General features: G+C 60.8%; 17 protein-coding genes and 1 pseudogene. 9 read left to right on the forward strand and 9 right to left on the reverse strand.

Annotated elements, in window-relative coordinates:
* From folC to PG888_RS04770, 4 genes are all read left to right on the forward strand, one after another.
* On the forward strand, positions 1–1,260 hold the full coding sequence (gene folC, locus PG888_RS04755) for a bifunctional tetrahydrofolate synthase/dihydrofolate synthase (RefSeq protein WP_182939449.1): 1,260 nt from the start codon (positions 1–3) through the stop codon (positions 1,258–1,260).
* 74 nt (positions 1,261–1,334) lie between these two features.
* A complete protein-coding gene (gene dedD, locus PG888_RS04760) occupies positions 1,335–2,135 on the forward strand; it encodes a cell division protein DedD (protein ID WP_182939450.1) in 801 nt (266 codons plus the stop codon).
* 172 nt (positions 2,136–2,307) lie between these two features.
* Complete coding sequence (locus PG888_RS04765) at positions 2,308–2,625, forward strand: heavy metal-binding domain-containing protein (protein WP_042657642.1); 318 nt, start codon at positions 2,308–2,310, stop codon at positions 2,623–2,625.
* Positions 2,626–2,912: 287 nt separating this feature from the next.
* On the forward strand, positions 2,913–3,515 hold the full coding sequence (locus tag PG888_RS04770) for a hypothetical protein (RefSeq protein ID WP_182939451.1): 603 nt from the start codon (positions 2,913–2,915) through the stop codon (positions 3,513–3,515).
* A gap of 114 nt (positions 3,516–3,629) precedes the next feature.
* Here the strand turns inward: PG888_RS04770 and cysG are convergent, their stop codons facing one another.
* The 5 genes from cysG to PG888_RS04795 all read right to left on the reverse strand — a co-directional run bounded on the left by cysG (position 3,630) and on the right by PG888_RS04795 (position 9,174).
* Positions 3,630–5,021 (reverse strand): siroheme synthase CysG, encoded by a 1,392-nt coding sequence (gene cysG / locus PG888_RS04775; protein ID WP_182939452.1) that lies wholly within the window; start codon positions 5,019–5,021, stop codon positions 3,630–3,632.
* 196 nt (positions 5,022–5,217) lie between these two features.
* Entirely contained in the window at positions 5,218–6,228 is a 1,011-nt protein-coding gene (gene asrC, locus PG888_RS04780; protein WP_058051680.1) for a sulfite reductase subunit C, read from the reverse strand.
* 11 nt (positions 6,229–6,239) lie between these two features.
* Positions 6,240–7,079 (reverse strand): anaerobic sulfite reductase subunit AsrB, encoded by an 840-nt coding sequence (gene asrB / locus PG888_RS04785; protein ID WP_182939453.1) that lies wholly within the window; start codon positions 7,077–7,079, stop codon positions 6,240–6,242.
* 1 nt (position 7,080) lies between these two features.
* Entirely contained in the window at positions 7,081–8,139 is a 1,059-nt protein-coding gene (asrA, locus tag PG888_RS04790; RefSeq protein WP_270692845.1) for an anaerobic sulfite reductase subunit AsrA, read from the reverse strand.
* Between the two features lie 192 nt (positions 8,140–8,331).
* A complete protein-coding gene (locus tag PG888_RS04795) occupies positions 8,332–9,174 on the reverse strand; it encodes a patatin-like phospholipase family protein (RefSeq protein ID WP_182939457.1) in 843 nt (280 codons plus the stop codon).
* Positions 9,175–9,443: 269 nt separating this feature from the next.
* Here PG888_RS04795 and PG888_RS04800 point away from each other — a divergent pair, with 269 nt between their 5' ends.
* On the forward strand, positions 9,444–10,460 hold the full coding sequence (locus tag PG888_RS04800) for a S66 family peptidase (protein WP_182939458.1): 1,017 nt from the start codon (positions 9,444–9,446) through the stop codon (positions 10,458–10,460).
* A gap of 64 nt (positions 10,461–10,524) precedes the next feature.
* Here the strand turns inward: PG888_RS04800 and PG888_RS04805 are convergent, their stop codons facing one another.
* Entirely contained in the window at positions 10,525–12,780 is a 2,256-nt protein-coding gene (locus PG888_RS04805; RefSeq protein ID WP_270692844.1) for an LTA synthase family protein, read from the reverse strand.
* Positions 12,781–13,035: 255 nt separating this feature from the next.
* On the opposite strand from PG888_RS04805, the gene PG888_RS04810 reads away from it, so the two are divergent.
* On the forward strand, positions 13,036–14,121 hold the full coding sequence (locus tag PG888_RS04810) for a hypothetical protein (RefSeq protein ID WP_182939460.1): 1,086 nt from the start codon (positions 13,036–13,038) through the stop codon (positions 14,119–14,121).
* Positions 14,122–14,178: 57 nt separating this feature from the next.
* On the opposite strand, the pseudogene PG888_RS04815 reads toward PG888_RS04810, so the two are convergent.
* Positions 14,179–15,081 (reverse strand): annotated as a pseudogene (locus tag PG888_RS04815) (transposase); the annotation flags it as partial.
* Between the two features lie 130 nt (positions 15,082–15,211).
* A complete protein-coding gene (locus tag PG888_RS04820) occupies positions 15,212–16,435 on the reverse strand; it encodes an MFS transporter (RefSeq protein WP_182939461.1) in 1,224 nt (407 codons plus the stop codon).
* Positions 16,436–16,530: 95 nt separating this feature from the next.
* Between PG888_RS04820 and PG888_RS04825 the strand changes: the two genes are divergently transcribed.
* Positions 16,531–17,406 carry a LysR family transcriptional regulator gene (locus PG888_RS04825; protein WP_182939462.1) on the forward strand — a complete coding sequence of 292 codons (876 nt, stop codon included), beginning with the start codon at positions 16,531–16,533 and terminating at the stop codon, positions 17,404–17,406.
* Positions 17,407–17,469: 63 nt separating this feature from the next.
* Positions 17,470–18,426, forward strand: a complete 957-nt coding sequence (locus PG888_RS04830; protein ID WP_182939463.1) for a LysR substrate-binding domain-containing protein — start codon at positions 17,470–17,472, stop codon at positions 18,424–18,426.
* A gap of 81 nt (positions 18,427–18,507) precedes the next feature.
* Here PG888_RS04830 and ribA read toward each other — a convergent pair whose 3' ends face one another.
* Positions 18,508–19,101: a GTP cyclohydrolase II gene (gene ribA / locus PG888_RS04835; protein ID WP_005337152.1), complete on the reverse strand. Its 594-nt coding sequence runs from the start codon at positions 19,099–19,101 to the stop codon at positions 18,508–18,510.
* 248 nt (positions 19,102–19,349) lie between these two features.
* On the opposite strand from ribA, the gene cmk reads away from it, so the two are divergent.
* Positions 19,350–20,042, forward strand: a complete 693-nt coding sequence (gene cmk / locus PG888_RS04840) for a (d)CMP kinase (RefSeq protein ID WP_042057282.1) — start codon at positions 19,350–19,352, stop codon at positions 20,040–20,042.
* Positions 20,043–20,048 lie beyond the last annotated feature (6 nt).

Here is a 20,048-nt window from a genome sequence, read left to right on the forward strand (position 1 = left end):
ATGAGTTCAAACATGCAACAATCCCAAAGCCGGTCGCTTGTCGACTGGCTTTCTTATTTGGAGCAGATCCACCCGGTCAATATCGACATGGGGCTGGATCGGGTCGGTGCTGTCGCCCGGCGTATGGGACTGACCCAACTGCCGTTCAAGGTGATCACGGTGGCGGGCACCAACGGCAAGGGCTCCAGCTGTGCCATGGCGGCCAGCATTCTGATGGCCGCAGGCTACCAAGTCGGTGTCTACTCCTCTCCCCATTTGCTGCGCTTTACCGAGCGGGTGCGGGTCAACGGGCAAGAGCTGCCCGATAGCGACCACTGCGCCGCCTTTGCCGAGGTGGACGCGGTCCGCGGCGAGATTGCCCTTACCTTCTTCGAGTTCGCCACCCTGGCCGGTTTGTGGATCTTCTGCCGCGCGGCGCCCGATGTGCTGCTGCTGGAAGTGGGGCTGGGCGGTCGACTCGACGCCACCAATGTGGTTGAGTCCGATGTGGCGATGATCACCTCCATCGCGCTGGATCACTGCGACTGGCTGGGTGATACCCGTGAAGCGGTAGCGGTGGAGAAGGCCGGGGTCTATCGCGCCGGTAAACCCGCCATCAGCGGGGAGCCCAATCCGCCTGCGACCATCGCCAGCGAAGCCGCGCGCATTGGTGCCAACCTGCGTCAGGTCGGTATCGATTTTCGTGGCGATGAGCACGAGAGCTGCTGGGATTATCACGGCCTCAACCAGTGGCGGGATCTGCCAAAACCGGCTCTGCCGCTGATGAATGCGGTGACCGTGCTGGCGGCGCTGGAGTCCCTCGGCTTGCCGCTGCCGGAGTCTGCCATTCGTGACGGGCTGGCCAATGCCCGACTGGCTGGCCGGATGCAGCAACTGCAAAGCGCGCCGCTGGTCATCGTCGATGTGGCCCACAACCCCCATTCGGCGGCCTATCTGGCGACCCAGCTGCGTAAAATGCCCTGCGCAGGCGTGCGCCGCGCCGTAGTCGGCATGCTCAAAGACAAGGACATGGCAGGATCGCTTGCCGAACTCGATGGTCTGATTGGCGACTGGTATCTGGCCAGCCTGACCGGCCCGCGCGCCGCCACCGCTGCGCAGCTGGCTGCCGCGCTGGGGGAGGGCAAGGGGCCTGCCAGGGCATTTGATGATGTCAGCGCCGCTTATCAGGCAGCGTTGGCCGCATCGAGTCCGGACGATATGGTCATTGTGTTTGGTTCGTTTTACACTGTCGCCGACATTCTGGCGGGTGTCGCCGTCTAGGCCACACCCCGGCTCCCCGGCCCTCGGGCGGGGAGCCAAATCGCATATTGAGTTACGTAAAGGTAGGATTCAACTTGGCCTCGAAGTTTCAAAACCGTCTGGTGGGCACCGTCATCCTGGTGGCCCTGGTTGTTATTTTCCTGCCGGACTTGCTGGATGGTCACAAGCTGGCGCAAAAGGAGGAGGCCTTTGCCAAGATCCCGCTGCGCCCCGAGCTGGAGCCAGCCAAACCTGCGCTGCAAGTCTCGGCGGCCAGCACCTTGCCTGCTGAGCATCTGGCCAGCCAGCAACAGGCCTCTGCGGCCCAGCAGTGGCAAGTGGAAGAGGTGGCTGATCCCATGACCCTTGCAGGTCAGGGCAACGGCGCGCAGCCGGCGACAACCCCTGCCGCACCGGCGCCGAGCCAGCCGCAACAGAATGCCCAACCCAAGCCACAGTCCAAGCCGGAAGTGGTGGCCAAAAAACCGGTCGAACCGCCAAAGCCTGCACCCAAGCCGACGCCAGCCAAACCGGTTGAAGTGGCCAAGGCACCTGCGCCAGCCAAAGCGCAGGCGGGTCAGATCAAGTCCCTCGACGATCTGATTGAAAGCAAGATGACCCAGCCGACCACACCCGCGCCCGCTGCCGCGCCGGCACAGGGTAGCTGGATCCTCCAGCTTGGTGCCTTCAAGAACGTCGACAGCGTTAACGCGCTGGTGAGCAAGCTGCGGGCGGCGGGCTACTCTGCCCACACCTCGCCGCGCACACCGGTGCAGGGTCAGCTCAACCGGGTCTTTATCGGGCCGGATGTCTCCAAGGCCAAGCTGCAGGGGATGCAGGGGCGGATCTCCCAGATGACCGGCCTCAGTGGCTCGGTGGTCTCATACAATCCGTGATGGTCTGGCCGCCGGCCATGACGTTTCGATAGCAACACCGCGCCCCGTGCGCGGTGTTTTTTTATCTGGTCGTCGTGATTTTTAAGGACGGCGTAGTACAGGCCACCACCCGGTTGGGATTTGCGGGCAGTTGGGGTAGTCTGAGCCCTTCTGCTACTCACAGGAGTTCAAGATGATCCTCTCGACGACCCCCACGCTGGAAGGCAAAACCATTCGTGAATACCGCGGCATCGTGGTGGGCGAAGCCATCCTTGGCGCCAACATTTTCAAGGATCTCTTTGCTGGGATCCGCGACATCATCGGTGGCCGCTCCGGCGCCTATGAAAAAGAGCTGGCCCGTGCCCGCGAGATCGCTTTCGATGAGTTGAAAGAGCGTGCCGCCGCCCTGGGTGCCAATGCGGTGGTTGGCATCGATATCGACTACGAGGTGGTGGGGCAAAACGGCAGCATGCTGATGGTCAGTATCAGCGGCACCGCCGTGGTGTTCTGATATCCTGCCGCCAGCTGTTCGGGCCAAAGCCGATAACCGGGTTATCGGCTTTTTTGTGCCAGGCAGTGGGTAACGAGGCGTGAACGGGGTGTTGAGCCCATGCCATTAATGAGTCTAAGTTGATGATTTCAAACTTTTATATTTTTTCATAACCCGATGGGGCGGGTTTTATTTTTTTTAACTGGGCCCCCCTGATTCGCCGGACTAGAGTGGCAGCCATCAGGACGACACCTCATCACGGATGACCCCATTTTGCATGAATCACTCTTTCTTGAAGGCGTATCAAGATGCACAAAAAATCTGCTCTGTTGACTGTTATCACGCTGGCCATCGCCGCTTATGCCGGTAGTGCCGTCGCGGCCGTTCCCAACTTTACCGCCAGCTGCCCGATGAATATTCAGGTCAAGGCGCAAGGGGGCAATGTCTTTATCAATGGCAAGAAGGCCACGCTGAAAACCGATGCGCCGACCGCCTATACCGCCCAGAGCGGCAAGATCATGATCGGCATCACCTCTGACTCCGCGACCAGCGAGCCCAGCGTCGATTACGCCATCAAGCATGACAAGCGAGCCAACGGCATCTGTACGGTCAGCGCCTGGTCTGCTGGCAAGGCGGCTGCGCTGCCGATGGCTAAAGGGGATTCCCCTTATCAAGGCAAGTGGACCGCCAAAAATAGCGAGACCGGTGCCACCGTGGCCAACATTCAGGTGGATGGCAAGGAGCAGGTGTGGGTCAACGGGGGCAAGGTGAAGGCCAAGCGGGCCGATGGTGCGCTGCAGTTTCGTCAGGGCACCATTCTCTACACCCTGCAGGGGGATCCGCGCATTCGTTATGAGAGCGGCTGGAATGACAGCGATGCCCAGAACACCGGCCCCATCACGCTGGAGTAACGGGCGCGTGGTTTAGCGCTGATCCTGTTGATGAAAAAAGCAGACACCGGTTGCACGGTGTCTGCTTTTTGTCTCTGGAGGGCATTATCTCGCCCCTTGGGCGCATCTGCCGGATCAGACCCCGGTGAGGGTGTTGGCCTCCCCATACCAGTCCAACTTGTCGGCGAGGGTCACCACAGAGCCGATGATGATCAGGCTCGGGCTCTTCACCTGACGAGCCAGTGCGGCCAGCTGTTGCAGCTCGCCGCGTACCACTCGTTGACTCAGCTGGGTGCCTTGCTCTACCAGCGCCACCGGGGTGTGGCCGGGCATACCGTGGGTTTGCAGCTCATCCTGAATGCGAGCGGCGTGGGCTAGACCCATGTAGAACACCAGAGTCTGGTGAGGCGCGGCCAGCGCCGACCACTCCTGGGCGATATTGCCCTCCTTGTCGTGCCCGGTGATGAACTGCACTCGCTGGGCATGGTCGCGGTGGGTGAGGGGAATGCCGCTGTAGGCGGCGCAACCCGAGGCCGCGGTGATGCCCGGCACTACCGAGAAGGGGATGCCTGCCTCGGCCAAAGTCTCCAGCTCCTCGCCGCCCCGGCCAAAGATAAAGGGATCGCCCCCCTTGAGCCGTACCACCTGTTTGCCTAGGCGAGCCTGCTCCAGCAACAGCTGGTTGATCGCCTGCTGGGGCACACAGTGGCGGCCCGCCTCCTTGCCAACAAAGATCCGCTCGGCATCCCGGCGAACAAGTGCCAGCACCTCCTGCGAGACCAGCCGGTCATAGACCACCACATCTGCCTGTTGCAGCTGCTGCAGACCGCTTAGGGTAAGCAGCCCCGCATCGCCGGGGCCAGCCCCCACCAGGGTGACGCTCCCTTTGCTCTGCAGCGGCTCGTTGAGCAGCTCGGCGACGCTCTGTTCGGCTGCCTGCTGTTGGCCGCGCGCCAGCTGGAGGGCGAGGCGATCGTGGCTAAAGAGCCGTTCCCAGAAGCGGCGGCGGGCCAGCTTGTCCGGTATGGCCTTTACTCGCTCGCGCAGGCGTCCGGCCAGCGCCGCGAGCTGGCCGAGGTGTTGCGGCAGCATGGCTTCGATTTTCTCCCGCAGTTGGCGGCTCAGTACCGGCGCCGAACCTGCGCTGGAGATGGCCACCATCAGCGGCGAGCGGTCGATGATGGCTGGCATGATGGCGCTGCAGTGGGCGGGTGAGTCCACTACGTTGCAGAAGATTTGGCGCAGATTCGCTTCGCTGAAGACCTGATGATTGACCTCTGGATTGTCAGTGGCGGCGATAACCAGCCACTTGCCATCGAGCAGCTCGGGGTGAAAATCTGCAGCGCAGACGGTCAGGCGACCCTGCTCGGCCCAGCTCATCAGCTGGGGTTCGAGATGCGGGGCATTGATGGTGATCTTCGCCTTGGCATCGAGCAGCAGGCGCGCCTTGCGCACCGCCACCTCACCGCCGCCAACGATAAGCACCGGCTTGTTTTGCAGCTGACAAAAGAGAGGGAGAAAGTCCATAACAGGCTCCGGATGCAGGCCCGCTCGCAATGCCGCGTCGGGCGAGGTAGCAGGGCGCGCCGTGACGCACCCCGGATGGTCGGGGGAACGGTCCCCCGACGGGAATAAAAAAGGGGAAGGGTGATCGACGCCCGGGCCAACGACAGATCCCCACCGGTGTCGGCCACTTGATCACGCTTCCCCAAACGAGGTTTTTCTATTGCACCGCTTTGACGTGCATGTTGGCGACGTACTGATCTTCGGCCCAGAAGATGCGGTCAGCGACCATGGCTTCCGGATTGAGGGTGACGCCGCGCAGCACCCGCTCCTTGAACTTGTGATAACCGGCTCGGTCGATAAGGTGACCCATGTGCAGGTAGATGGGCTTGCCATCCAGCATCTCGGCCTCGAACTCGAACAGGTTCTTGATCACCGCGTGCAGCACCTCTTCGGTGACCCAGTTGAGGAACAGCTTGCCGGTACGAGGGGTCTTCTTGCTGGTGCGTCCCCCCAGCTTGACCATATAGAGCTGCTTGGGATCCCGCTGCCAGGCCAGGGTCGGGCAGGCCAGCACGCACTCGCCACAGCCGATGCACTTGCTCTCCTCCTTGACTGCCTTGCCATGCTTGATGGCGAGGCAATCTACCGCGTGGTGGCTGCACGCCTTGACGCAGGCGCCGCAGCCGATACAGCGCTCGGCATTGAAGTGGATTTTGGCGATGCCGAGGATGCCGAAGTCGGCCATGTTGGCCTTGGCGCAGTCGTTGGGGCAGCCAGCGATCACCATCTTGAGGTGGTAGGGGTTGGGGTAGAGGTGTTTCTCCATCCGCTGGGCCAGCCCGGTACAGTCGATATTGCCCTTCTGGCAGATGGTGTTGCCCTGACAGGCGACGATGTTGCGCCCGCCGATGGTCTGGTAACCGGCGCGGGTGTCCTCTACCTCGATGCCGCAGGTCTCAACCTCGATCTCCTTGATAAAGGGCTCGAGGGCGGCGTTGACCTTGTCCATGTCCTGATACTTGATGCCGGGCATCGCCAGCTTCTGGCGGGTGGTGAGGTGGATCAGGCCGTTGCCGTACTGTTCGGCGATCTGCTGGGCCACCGCCAGCAGGTGGGCGGGCATGATCCCGCCTGGAATGCGTACGCTGATCATCGCTTCGCCGCGCACCTTGGAGAGGCGGTATTCGTTCTTGGCGCGGGCCTTGATGATGTCGATATCGAGACTCATGGTGTTCTCCCTCAGTCGATCAGATGCTGGGCCTGGTCAAAACGAAAGACCGGTCCATCCACGCAGATATAGGTGTCGCCCATCCGGCAGTGGCCACACTTGCCCACGGCGCAAGCCATGCGGCGTTCGTAGTCGACCCAGATGCGATCCTTGGGGATGCCCCGCTCGAGGAAGGCGAGTACCACGAAGCGGATCATGATGGGGGGGCCGACCACGATCACCTGGATATCCTCCTTGTCAGCGAGATCCAGTTGGTCGATGTAGTCAGTGACCCGGCCAATGCGAAACTGCTCGCTCTCCTTGCCCTCATCCAGGGTGACGATGAGGTTCTGCTGCTCGGCCCAGAGCGGCATCTCGTGGCGATAGAGCACCGCCTGCTCGTTCTTGAAGCCGAGGATCATGTCGAGGGACTTCACTTCTTCCGGATGTTTGCTGAAGCGGCGCAGCAGCCCCTTGACCGGGGCGACGCCGGTGCCGCCCGCCACCACGATGAGGTGCTGGTCGCGGTAGGCCTCCAGCGGATAGCCGTTGCCATGGACGCCGCGCATCCACACCTTGTCGCCCACATCGAGGGCAAACAGCGCATCGGTTACCTTGCCGACTTTGCGGATCAACAGATCCACATAGCCATCGCCATAGTCGGAGACCGAGATGGGCGCTTCGCCGACGGTAGGCAGGGAGATCTCCACAAACTGGCCGTAGTGGACATCAAAATCGCGTGATACCCGAAAGTTCCACTCAAGCTCGGTGTGACGCTCGATGGCCAGAATGGTGTAGGCCTTGGGCAGCAGACGGTTTTCGACCACGTTCTGCTGTTGTTCTGCTGTTGCGGTTTGCTGGCACTGGCACATATCAGTTCGCCCCCTGCGCGTGGTCGGCTGCGATGGTCTGTTCGACCACATCGGTCATCTTGTTGATGATGTTGCTAAAGGAGATGTAGTGAGGGCAGCGATCGTCGCAGCGGCCGCAGCCGACGCACATGTGCTCCTCTCCCTGACGGGCCTTGTAGTCGTTGACCTTGTGCAGGGCGCGATAACGCAGGCGCTCGCCATGTTTGGCGCGAAAACCGTGGCCACCGGCCATGTCGCTGAAGCCATCCACCATGCAACTGGCCCACTGGCGACGGCGTTCACCCTGCTTGGGATTCTCTGCATAGGTGAGGTCGTGCACGCTGTAGCAGCTGCAGGTCGGGCAGGAGGTGGTGCAGCGGCCGCACCCGATGCAGCGGCTGTCGTACTCGGCCCAGACCGGGTGAGCTGTGAGGATCTGGCGGATCCGCTGGGGGTCGTCACAGACGCTGTCCGGGGGGCGTACCTTGACCGGGTTGCTCTGGACAAACTCCGGGGTGAAGTCATCGGATTCGCCCAGCTCGGCAAAGTAGCCGAGCAGCTCGGGATCCTTGACCTCGATACGGGCACCCTCATCACTCAGACGAATAGCAGCGGCGTAGTCTCGGGTCTCGTTGCTCCCCATGGAGACGCAGAAGCAGTTCTCGAAGCTCTCGCGGCACTCCAGCAGCACCAGCTTGAGCTTGCTGCGCAGTCTGGCGTAGTAGACGTCGCTGTTCTGGCCGTTCTTGAGATAGACCTGATCCAGTCGGCGCAGGGCGTGGATATCGCAGCTGCGCAAGAACAGCAGGGTGGGCTTGGCCTCCACCTTGGATTCGCGCAGCTCCAGATTGTCGAAGTGGAACAGGGTCTGGGTGATGGGGAGCACCACCTCTTTCGGGGAGAAGTGGGACTTCTCCTGCCACACCAGCTCGGCCGGATGGCGGATGCTGTGGTAGGTGACGTTGTCGGTGTCGGAGAAGCGGCCGCCCCGATATTCGGCCGCGGGCGCCATGATCCGGTAATCGGGCAGCAGCCGCTCGAACAGCTGCGCCAGCGCGGGATGGGTGAGAAGAAACGACATAAATAAACACCTTGTATGAGGGTGAGATGCCCTGGCATAGGGATGAGGGGCTGGCTGCTCAGAGTGTCTGGCACCGGTTCTGGCCGCGCTTGCCTCGCCACGGTCTGTTTTTATGACTCATGTTGCTCAACTGACCCGATTGTTATTGTGTTGGCGGCGCGTGCGTCGCGGCAGGTCGGGTCATGCCTGTCATCAATTGAGCAGGGCGGCCTGATAGCCAGCGCACTTGCCCATCACGTATCCCATCTCCAGCTTGTTGATATCGCGGGTAAAACGGGACACGGGGAAGTAGTCGGCCGGGGCGATCACCTCGATCTGGCAGTCAGCCGGCGGATTGGCGATAAAATCGAGCGCCTCGTTGTAGCTGCGATCCCGCTGCTCCAGCGCATAGGCCAGCGCGGGGCGGGTCTTGAGCAGGGTGCGGATCATCCAGGGGAACGGCATCGGTTTGAGCCGGTAGCCGAGCGGCTCGGAGAGGATCACCGTCATATGACGGGCACCGCGGCGGTAGGCCTCGATCACCGGGATGGAGTCGGCGACGCCGCCATCTGTCATCGGTACCCCATGGACCTCCGGGTATTCGTGGGAGGCGAGGGGAATGGCGCAGCTGGCGGGCAGCACCTCGTTCATGTTCTCCGGCTTGACCCGGATGTACTCCGCCTTGCCGGTCAGGGTATTGGTCACCACCGCATAAAAGGGGATGCCGGTCTCGCGATAGCGATGGATATCGAGGGGGTATTTGCGGCAGCTGGTGTTCCACAGCCAGTGGATATCCACCAGATTGCCCCCCTTGGCAAAGCGCAGGGGATCCATAAACTGCTGGCTGCACGCCAGCTCGGTCAGGATGTCGTGGCTGCGGCCATGCTGGCTGGCGAGGTAGGCCAAGAGGTTGGTGGCCCCTGCCGAGACGCCGATGGCGAAGTCAAAGGGGCGATAGTCATGCTCGATAAACGCATCCAGCACACCGCTGGCAAAGATGCCACGCATGGCACCGCCTTCTACAACCAATGCGCTGGGGGATGCGGTTCTATTCATGACAAGCACCTCATTGATAAGTGAGAGATAAAAGATAAGTGGGGGAGAAACGTCCGGGCTGTCAGACCGACCGCTTTGATAGCCAACCGGGGTTGGCCATCGCAATGAGGTCATTCTAGGAAGGGGATAGCGTTTAGAATATCTGTTAATAATGAATCAAGTGTTTGGTATTTCTAAACGCTAACGATAAAACCCGTTGTGATCAAAGGGGTTATGTAAGAGTCTCAAAGATTCTGTAATGGCTGGATGTTGGCAAGGATGCGCGTGTCATGACGTTATTGGTTCCCCCGCTGCTCAAACGTGGCGATACCATCGCTTTTTTCTCCCCCTCCAGCGCGGCGACCGCCTGGGCCCCCAACCGTTTTGCCCGCGCCAGGGCGTTTCTTGAGGGGAAGGGCTTCCGGCTCAAGGCGGGCAGCCTGACTGGCCAGCAGGATCACTGGCGATCCGGCTCCATCGCCGCGCGGGCCGAAGAGCTCAACGCCCTTATTCGCGACCCGCAAGTGCGCTGCATCATGTCGGTGATTGGCGGCAGCAACTCCAACTCCCTGCTGCCCTACCTCGATTTCGAGGCGCTGAGGCGCGATCCCAAAATCATCGTTGGCTACTCCGATGTGACGGCGCTGCTGCTCGGCATCCATGCCCAAACTGGCCTGGTTACTTTTTATGGCCCGGCGCTGGTGGCCTCCTTTGGCGAGTTACCGCCGCTGGTGGACGAGACGCTGGCAAGTTTTTTACAGATTGTGCTGGCTGATGAAGCTGGCGTCCCCTGCACGCTGCCTACCCCCGCGCACTCGAGCGATGAGCGACTGGATTGGGAAAACCAGACCCGGGCCAAGCTCTGCCAGCCCAACCGACTGATCTCGGTGGGGACAGGGCGGGTAGAGGGACGGCTGATCGGCGGCAACCTCAACACCATGGCGGGGATCTGGGGTTCCCCCTATATGCCCGCCATCGAGCGCGGTGACATTCTGTTGCTGGAGGACAGCCTGAAATCTGCCGAGACGCTGGAGCGATCCTTCGCCCATCTCAAGCTGTGTGGCGTCTTTGATCGGATCGGCGGCCTTATTCTCGGCAAACACGAGTTGTTCAACGATCAGGGTAGCGGCAAGCGCCCGCTCGATATCCTGCTGGAGGTGGTGGGGGAGCTGAACTTCCCCATTCTGGCGGAGTTTGATTGTGCCCATACCCACCCCATGCTGACGCTGCCGCTGGGCATCGAGGTGGCGCTCGATCTCGACCGTCAGCAGCTCACCTTGCTGCAGCCCTGGTGGCGAGCAGAATGAGTGCTAAATGAATGTCAAAAAACAAGGCCGCTGATGCGGCCTTGTCTGTTTTTGTGGGGTGGGATCAGGGCAGGGCATCGGGCCGGAAGCTGGCGCGGATCTGCGGCACCAGGCTCGATGGGTCGAACCCTTTTTCTTCCCCCAGCACCGGATGGAGCAGAGGTTTGTCCTCGATGGGGGTGATATCCCCCGCCAGCAGCTGACGAGTGGCCTGACCCATCTGGTAGAGCTGGCGCACTGGCGCAAACTGGGTTGCCAGATTGAGGGGATCATCGGCGCGGGCAAAGGCCATCATGGGGATCTGGTAGGTGGCATCGCGCGCCGGTTTGTCGCCGTGAATACCCTTGCCGGCGGACATCAAAAATGGCTGGTGATCGCCAAAGGCCACCACCAGATAGCGTTTGCCCGACTGGTCGAGGGTCTTGAGCAGCCGCTCCAGCGAGGCCATGGCATCCACCACCCCGGTGTAGTAGGTGTTGAGCAGCTGGGTGTCGCTCTCGCTCTGGTTCGGGCAGGCGCCGCTGCGCTCCTGCCCCTGATAGCGGGGGCCATCGAAGGGGCCGTGCCCCTGCATGGTGACCGCGTAGGCAAACAGCGGCTGGCTATCCTGCTCGCTGCGCTTGAGCATATGGTCGATCAGCGCATCGTCGGAAATATAGAGTCCCTTGTGCTCTAGGGTGGTGAAGCGGGTATCGAACCAGCGCTCCTCGTAGCCGAGCGCCGGGATCGCCTTGGCGCGGCCCCAGAATTTTTCCACATAGGGGTGGGCGAACAGCGTCTTATAGCCGCTCTGTCTGGCGCTCTGGGCCAGCCCCGGCACCTGCTCCGAGAGGTAGTAGTAGGGCACCACACCCTGCTTGAGCAAGCCCACCGGCAGGCCGGTGTTCATCTCGAACTCCGCCAGCACCGTCATGCCGCCGGTGGTGGGGGAGTGGATGGTCTTGTGCCACTGCTGCACGCTGGCAGGCAGGGAGAGAGTAGGGGCCGGGGCGCAGATCCGCCCCTTCCAGTCGAGCCAGAGCGACTCATATTGCAGCACGATCACCAGATCCCAGCGCGGCGCAATGCCTTGGGGCGGATGGCTCAGCTGCGGGGTCAGCTCGTTGATCTGCAAGGGGTAGCGAAACACGCTGCCGCTTTGCAGCATCTCGTCCACCAGATTGAACAGATAGAGGCCGGGGCCGGAGCGGATGATGTCCCTGTGGTAGTTGACCGCGCGGTCCACGTAACGAATGTTGGCCCCCAGCAGCTTGTTGCCTGTCTGGGTGGCAAACACGCACAGCGCAAAGAAGGCGACGGTGGCGGCGGCAGTGCGTAACACCCAGCGTGACAGGGCGAAGCGCCAGCAGAGAAAAAGAGCCAGCAAGAGGGTGAAGATGGGCAGGATGGGATGTTGATCGAGCAGGATCCGCAGTAGCGCCAGCAGGTTGCCAAAATCATCCCCGCCGAGCGGCACGCCGTAGATGGCGATCTTCATAAAGTTGGCGAGCAGACCTATGCCCGAAAGCGCGGTAAAGACCAGCCCCATATAGAGGTTGAAGCCCGCCAGCGCGCAGAGGCTCCAGCCCAGCACCATGCTGCCCCAGGCGAGGTAGTAGTGCTCCGGCCGAAAGCCTGACCAGAGCAGAAACTCCCCCAGCTTGAACACCACGAAGCCGTGCAGCAGCACGAAGGTGAGGTTGCCGAGCAGCAGGCTGCCGATGATCCGCCAGCGCAGGCTGCGGCGCAGCTTGGGCAGCACAGTTTTGAGCACGGCGGCGCTCAGGGCCAGCACCAGAGTCAGGCTCACCACCAGATAGGTGAGGTTGAAGCCCTGCTCCGGCAGGGTTTGCAGGATCTGGCTGAAATCGCCGCTCTCGGGGCGATCCTTGAGTAGCAGGCCGATGCGCAGCTGATAGCGGCTGGCCAGCGCGTCGTCCGGGGCGCGCAGGGTGCTGTTGAGATCCAATGAGCAGCGGTTATTGCGGCAAACCTGACGTTTATCCACCGCCTGACTCAGCTCGTCGATCCGCTCTCCCTTGTCGTTGAGCAGCTCCACCCGTACCTTGTCCCCCGCTTGCAGCGGCCCTCGCAACTGCCACTGGCTGCGCACCACCAGATAGAGGCCGCGGCTGTCGCTTTTATAGAGCTGGGCGTGGCGGGTGAGGGTCGCCAGCGGATTGTCGGCGGGACCCAGCACCAGCGGCTGGGCACGGCCCAGCCAGCTGCCGGGATTGATCAGCGGCAATAACAGCGTCAGCAGCAGCAATCCGCCCAGCAGGGCCAGCAGCCCAGAGGGCAGACTCAGGACGCGGTGGCGGCCTGAGGAGGGGCGATTCATATAAGCTCATCCTTTGAGCGAGTGAGGGAGAGATCGTTCATCCGCATAGAGTTTGACCCGATGGTGCGGGCCTTGTTCCGGGTTGTCAATTTAATGACCACTCAATGAATATTTGGTTACAGTTCAACCTTGCAAATTGTGATCCCGATCGAGGGGTTGCACGGAATATGTGATGAAAGCGTCATCATGGGGTTTTGCCGCTGGCCTGGGAGAAAGGCGCTGTTTAGTCTCTCAATAGCGACAGGAGGTACATGTATGAATCCTAAGGTGATGGCGCGCCAGGCCAGATTGCTGCGCATGCTGGAGAGCAAGGAAGAGATCCGGATCGGACGCGAGCGTGACTGCCCGTTGCCGCTGGCACAGCTGGTCAAACTGAAGGATACCCATCCGGCGGTGATCAAGGTCTATCGTCACGGTCTCACCGCCGAGGTGTTTCACCTCAAGGTGGAAGGGCACCACTGGTGCCTCAAGCGGCGGCGTCAGGATTCGCTGGTGGCCAACCTCGATGGCAAGACCGCCTTTCTGACCGAACTGGAGCGGCGGCGCGAAATCGAGGCGCTGCGCGAGCTGCATCCCACCATCCTCTCCCATGTGGTCTGCACCAGCTTTGGCTCGGCGCGGGCCGGAGTGCTGGTCTCCCCCTGGTTGCGGGGCGTGCCGGTGCATCAGCTCAACGAACGTAATCTGGCCCAGATGCTGGAGGTGCAGGGGGAGCTGGCCCGCTGGGGCTGGTTTGACTGGGACCCGAGCCCGGGCAACCTGCTCGATGACGGCGAGCAGATCAGCGTGTTCGATTTTGGCTATATGTGGACCTTCGATCCCCGCTTTGAATACAACTCCAACGGTCTGGTCGACCCGCAGTTCCATGTGCCGGAGCGGCTGGAGACCCGCACCCTGTCAGGGCTCTGGCTCGATGAGGCCGATCCCTTGCCGCAATTTCGCTACTGGCGCGAGCTTTGTCTGAAATGGGTGAAACGGGAGATCCATCACCTGATCCGTGAAGGGGCCAGTGCGCCAGTGCTGGCCCGCTTGCATGCCTTGCAGGGGGAGTGGAGCGCCGCACTGGCGAGCGACGAGGCGCTGGTCGCCAGCTGGTGGCGGGACATGTATCGCAGCCACCGGCTCGATGTGGCCGATGATCTGAGCGGCCAAAGCTGCGGCCCGCTCACCCTGCGCCGTCTCGACTGGCTGATGCAGGCGGTGACGGATCACTATCCGCTGCTGGTGGACAATCTCTCGCCTCAGGAGACGGAACTGGGCCAGAGCGGACTGCTTGCCCGCTTGCAGCAACTGCGCCGCGAAGCCGTGGCCTGCCAGTTGCCCGCCACCAGCTTTACCTGAGCCAATACGTCAGTGATACACAAATAAACAGGGCTCCTTGTGGGTAATGCCAGTCAGTTAAGCCTGACTGGCATTGTTTTTATTGGCTTTTTTCACACTATACCTCTGTGGCCTTGGCTTCACGCAGCGGGGGTAACCTCGCTCCCTTCGTTCTGGCAATACAAACTGTCCCGCCTGTTTCTCCAGCTCAGCTACCCGCTTCGGGATAGTCCCCGGCGACATGTACAGCATGCAGCTCAGTTCATGAATGAGATAGACCGACGCCATGTGAAAACTCAGCTGGCTAGCCAAGTCTCCCTTGAGACTCGCGGCCATCTTCACCATCTGGCTGCGCAGGGTCAGTCGGTGTTGTTGCAGGTTGTGTTTCATCTCCCGATAGCCCAGATCTATATTTCCCAGCGATGGTTGTAGAGCTCGACGATGTCAGTCCCAGGGAAACGCATCGGGTCGACCATCGAGGTCAACACTTGGTGCTCCTTGCCGTTGATAGTACGAGTCAGCAAGCGGGCTTCTATCGTTTCGGGCAACAGCGGCCACTTCTTTGCGCCCCCGCGTTGAGTGGCAGCAGCCAGTGCCGCTCGTTGCCGGTGGTTTGCCTGGCGTGTGGTCGATAAGCTTCTCCGCCAGCACAATCTCGTTGACGGCGCAGCTATCCATGACGGTTTGAACAAGCTGGTGGCTGGTTAGCTCCATCTGACAAAGTATGCGAACCTGCGGATAGGCGGTCTCGCCTGCTGGGTACCGGACTTGGCAAAGGCGGCAGAGTTGTCCGGGGGATCGGGCGTGCGCCACATCACTCTATCGACGGCAAGCAGCTGCAGCTTGGCCCAACCGGGGTGATTAGACCACTACATTGGCCTGCGGGTGCCTGCCTGCGGCGGTGTCGTGGAACCGCCGCTCGATGCTCTTGTGGCCAAGCTTTTTGCTAGCTTGCAGGAAAGTGCTGGGGGCGACAAAGGGGGCTAGAAGGATCGGTCAATGGATCCTTAAATGATCGGCATTATCACCGTGTGACACCTTTTGCTATCTGGCGGTGCTTGGCCGCGAGATGGTTATCTAATTGTGCGTGAGCCTGTTTGCGCGGAGCCCCTTACCCGTGCCGGTGGGGTTGCTGGGTGGGCAGTGGCGATTCTGTTTGTTGCTTGAGACGACCAAGCCAGAGGCTCAAGCCCACCGTCAGGATGAGGACCAGTTCAATTCCCATGACCAACCCGCCCAGCTCGCCCCGTTCCCAGAACGGGTGCAAGTAAAGCCCACCCAGACTGGCTCCCAGATAGTAGGCCACCAGATAGAGGGAGGATGCGAGGGCCCGGTTGTGTTCGACATGATGACCGACCCAGGCACTGGCACAGGCGTGTGCCAGGAAAAAACCGAAGCTGGAGACCAGCAAGCCGCTCAGGATCCCGAGCAGACTGCCCTGCAGCAGCCACAGACTGCCGATGGCCATCAGCGCGATCCCGACCAGCAGCATGCGTTGTGCCCCCCAGCGGTTGGCGAAACGGCCGCTCAGGGAGGAGGCCACGGTCCCCGAAAGATAGGTGAGAAACAGCATGCCGAGCCATTGAGTGGGCAGGGAGAAGGGGGGCTTGGCCAGCAAGAAGGTGAGGTAGCTGAACTGGTTCAGAAACACCATAAAGTTGAGGCCGCCAATCAGATAGGCCCCTACCAGCAAGGGGTTGGTCAGGTGTTGCTGCAAGGCGCGGACAAATTGACCACGAACGGGGGCGCTCGCCACAAAGCGGGTCTGAGGGGGCAGCAGCCAGAAGACCAGCGGCAACAGCGACAGGCTGATAACACCAATCCCCAGAAAGGTATGCTGCCAGTCGCCAAACCAGCCCGCCAGCAGGCCACCGACCACCCGACCGGCAATGCCACCGAGGGAGTTGGCGGCAATATAGACCCCTACCGCCGAGAGCAGCGCCCGTTTGCTGAACTCTTCCCCCATATAAGCAATCGCAGTGGCTGGTAACCCGGCCAGCAGCGCCCCCTGCAGGATGCGCAGCAATAGCAGGGAGCTGAACTGCTCAACCAGCGGGATCAACAACGAGAGCAGGATTGCCAAGGTGAGGGTGCCCAGCATGACCTGCCGACGGCCATGGCGATCCGCCAGTCTGGCGCAGATCAGCAGGGAGGCGGCGAGGCCTGCGGTACAGCCTGCCAGGGTCCAGCTGGCCGAGAGGGAGTTGACCGAGAAGACCTCGGCAATCAGGGGTAACAGGGGGTGGGTCTGGTAGAGGTTCAGAAACACCAGAAAAGAGCCCAGGCTGAGGGCCAGGGTTGCACGTATCCACTCGCGACTTCCGACTTCAATCATTGCGTATTGTCCTGACAGCTTTTGGTCAGGGTAGAGTCCTTGCTGTTATAAATATAATATATTTAAGTTATCTATCTCATAAGACAAATTGATGCATGGATCTGAAACAGCTCACCTATCTGCTGGCGGTCAGGGATACCGGTTCGTTTACCAAGGCTGCCAACAGCCTGCATGTGGCACAACCTGCCATCAGCATGGCCATCGCCAAACTGGAGCAGCAGCTCGAGTTGCGGCTGTTTGATCGGCAGGACCGTGCGGTACGGCTCACCCCGGAGGGGGAGGTGCTCTGTCGTCATGCCGAGCGCCTGTTGCTGCAAATGCATCAGGCCGAGGCTGAGATGGCCGAACTGAAGGGGTTGGAGCGAGGGGAGGTGCGGATCGGGATCCCCTATATGATGGGTTCCTACTATTTTCCCCCTCGTCTGATGGCCTTCAAGCATCGCTATCCCGGGCTCAAGATCCGGGTCGAAGAGGCCGGTACCCGCGAGCTGCTCAGCCGGATGGTGGATGGCTCCCTCGATCTGGCCATCCTCATCACCAGTGATCTGCCGCCCGCCATCGAGGGGGCACATCTGCTAAGCGAAGAGATGTTGATGGTTGTAGGGGATGATCACCCCCTGCGCGGCGAACCGGCCGTGACCCTCTCGCAGTTTTTTGCTCAGGAGTTGGCGCTGTTTCGCCGCGGTTTCTATCACCGGGAGCATATGGAGGCGCTGGCCCAGAGCCTGGGCGTCGAACCCGATATCGCCTTCGAGAGCAATCTCATCCCTCTGCTCAAGGCCGTGGTGCGGCAAGGCTTTGCGGTGACCACCTTCTTGCGGATGGTGCTGGAAGAGGAACCGGATCTGAGTGGTGTGCCCTTCGACCCGCCCATCTATCTCGATCTCTGTGTGGCGTGGCGGCGTGGCGATCCGCTCTCCATGGCCAACCGTGCTTTGCGCGATTTCCTGCTCAAGGAGCGCCCGGCCTGATGGCGGCGGGCCCTTGCAGAAAGTTTGTTACTATTAATGGTGGGTTCGCTTGAGGGCTACACCATGAAACTGCAGCAATTGCGCTATATCGTCGAGGTGGCGAACCACAGGCTGAATCTGTCGGCCACCGCCGAGAGCCTCTTTACCTCCCAGCCCGGGATCAGCAAACAGGTGCGGATGCTGGAGGATGAACTGGGGATCCAGATCTTCGAGCGCAGTGGCAAACACCTGACCCAGATCACCCCCATCGGTCGGGATGTGATCAAAGTGGCCGCCGAGGTGCTGGACAAGGTGGCCACCATCAAGGTGATGGCCAGGCAGCATGTGCATCCTGAGCAGGGAACCCTCACCATTGCTGCCACCCATCTGCAGGCTCGCTATATTCTGCCTGCCATCCTCAAGGGATTCATGGCCCGCTTTCCCAAAGTCTCGGTGACGGTTATGCAGGGGAGTGCGGCGCAGTGCCGCGCAGCCGTGCATGATGGCGCTGCCAATCTGCTGCTTGCCGATGATCTGGAGGAAGGGAGCGATCTGCTGATACTGCCCTGTTTTCAGTGGCAACGGGGCTTGGTGCTGCCAAAGGATCATCCGTTGGCCAAAGCGACATCGCTGACCCAGGCCGAGCTGGTCGAGTTTGCCCTGGTGACTGACGGAAGGGCTCTCTCCACTACTCAGGGCTCTGATTGCGCTCATGCCGAGAGCCGTATCGCCTGTTGTGCGAGCGACAGCGATGTGCTCAAGACCTATGTCAGACAAGGGATGGGCATCGGGGTGATGGCAACCTTTGCCTGGGAGCTCCAGCGCGATGGGGATCTGCTGCTCAAGGCTGTGCCCTGGCTACCTGGTGGTGTGGCCGCTATCGGGTTACGCAGAGGGGCGTTTTTGTGCGGCTATCTGTATGACCTGATTGCACGTCTCGCGCCGCAATTGACCCGGGAGCAGGTCGACCAATGCTGTGCTGCCCGCACTGGCGAAGAGCTTGATGCACTGCTGGCCAATCTGACCGTGCCAGTGCGATAGCCTGGGTCGGTATGTGACTGTCTCAAGAAAAACGCCTCCGAATTGGAGGCGTTTGACTATCTGGCATTCGTCAATGCAGGCTCACTTCTTCAGCATGTGATCCAGCTTGTTGGCCTTGGTAGACAGATAGAACTCGTTGTGGGGATTGCGCCCTTCCTGCAACGGCACCCGTTCGGCCACCGGAATGCCAAAGGATTCCATCGCCTTCATCTTGCGCGGGTTGTTGGTCATCAGTTTGAGTGACTTGACCTCAAGCTGCTTGAGCATATCGGCGCAGATGGTGTAATCGCGCATGTCGGCGGCGAAACCCAGGGCCACGTTGGCCTCAACGGTATCGGCACCCTGATCCTGCAGGTGATAGGCACGGATCTTGTTGAGCAAACCGATGCCACGGCCCTCTTGACGCACATACAACAACACGCCACGACCCGCCTTGGCGATATTTTCCATGGCGGCCTGCAACTGGAAACCGCAGTCACAACGCAGGCTGAACAGGGCGTCGCCGGTCAGGCACTCTGAGTGGATCCGGCCCAGCACGGGCTCTTCACCGGTAATGTCGCCCATCACCAGTGCGGCGTGATCCTTGCCAGTGCCGGTTTCCTGAAAACCTACCAGCGTGAAGGTGCCCCAGGGGGTTGGCAATTTTGATTTGGCCACGAGGGTAACGCTGCTCATAGGTTGCTCCTTACTGCTAACGGCTCAAAAAAGGGGGCCAGTTTAGCGCGCCTTGTCGGCAACGACCATAAGAACAAGTCCCTGCATTGCTTAATGAAATGTCCAAGTAAGAGACAAGCACAACTGCCCGCCGTGGTTTTGGTCCTTTGTGCGGATTGATGACTGCCAGGCTCACCACATTCGGGTATAATCGGCGCCCATTAACCCACCCCCTCGGGATGGGAGCAACACAGTGCAGGAGAGAAGTTATGCCTCAGATGGCCCCCGTGATGACAATTGATGGCCCCAGTGGCGCAGGAAAAGGCACCTTGTGTCAGCTGCTCGCCGAGAAGCTGGGTTGGCACTTGCTGGACTCGGGCGCCATCTATCGGGTGTTGTCCCTGGCCGCTCTGCATCACGATGTAGCGCTGGACAGTGAAGCCTCATTAGTACCGCTGGCCGCCAATCTGGATGTGCAATTTCAGGTTGAAGGGGATCTGGTCAAGGTGATCCTGGAAGGGGAAGATGTCTCGCGCACCATCCGCACCGAAGAGGTGGGCAATGCCGCCAGTAAAATCGCCGCCTTCCCTCGGGTACGCGAAGCCTTGCTGCGCCGTCAACGGGCATTTCGTCAGGCTCCGGGTCTGATCGCTGATGGTCGCGACATGGGCACCGTGGTTTTTCCCGAGGCCGAGGTGAAGATTTTCCTCGACGCCAGCGCCGAAGAACGGGCCCAGCGCCGCTATAAGCAGTTGCAAGATAAGGGCTTTGATGTTAACTTTGAGCGTCTTTTAACCGAGATCCGGGAACGTGACGATCGCGACAGAAATCGCGCTACTGCGCCCCTGAAACCGGCAGAAGATGCTCTGGTGGTAGACTCTACCGCCATGACCATAGATGACGTGCTGGCAACAGTGCTCGCCTATGCAGAGCAACAACTTGGTGATGCCAGCGCAAGCTGACACCCG

The organism is Aeromonas sp. QDB23 (genome assembly GCF_027707745.1).
Classification (GTDB): domain Bacteria; phylum Pseudomonadota; class Gammaproteobacteria; order Enterobacterales; family Aeromonadaceae; genus Aeromonas; species Aeromonas allosaccharophila.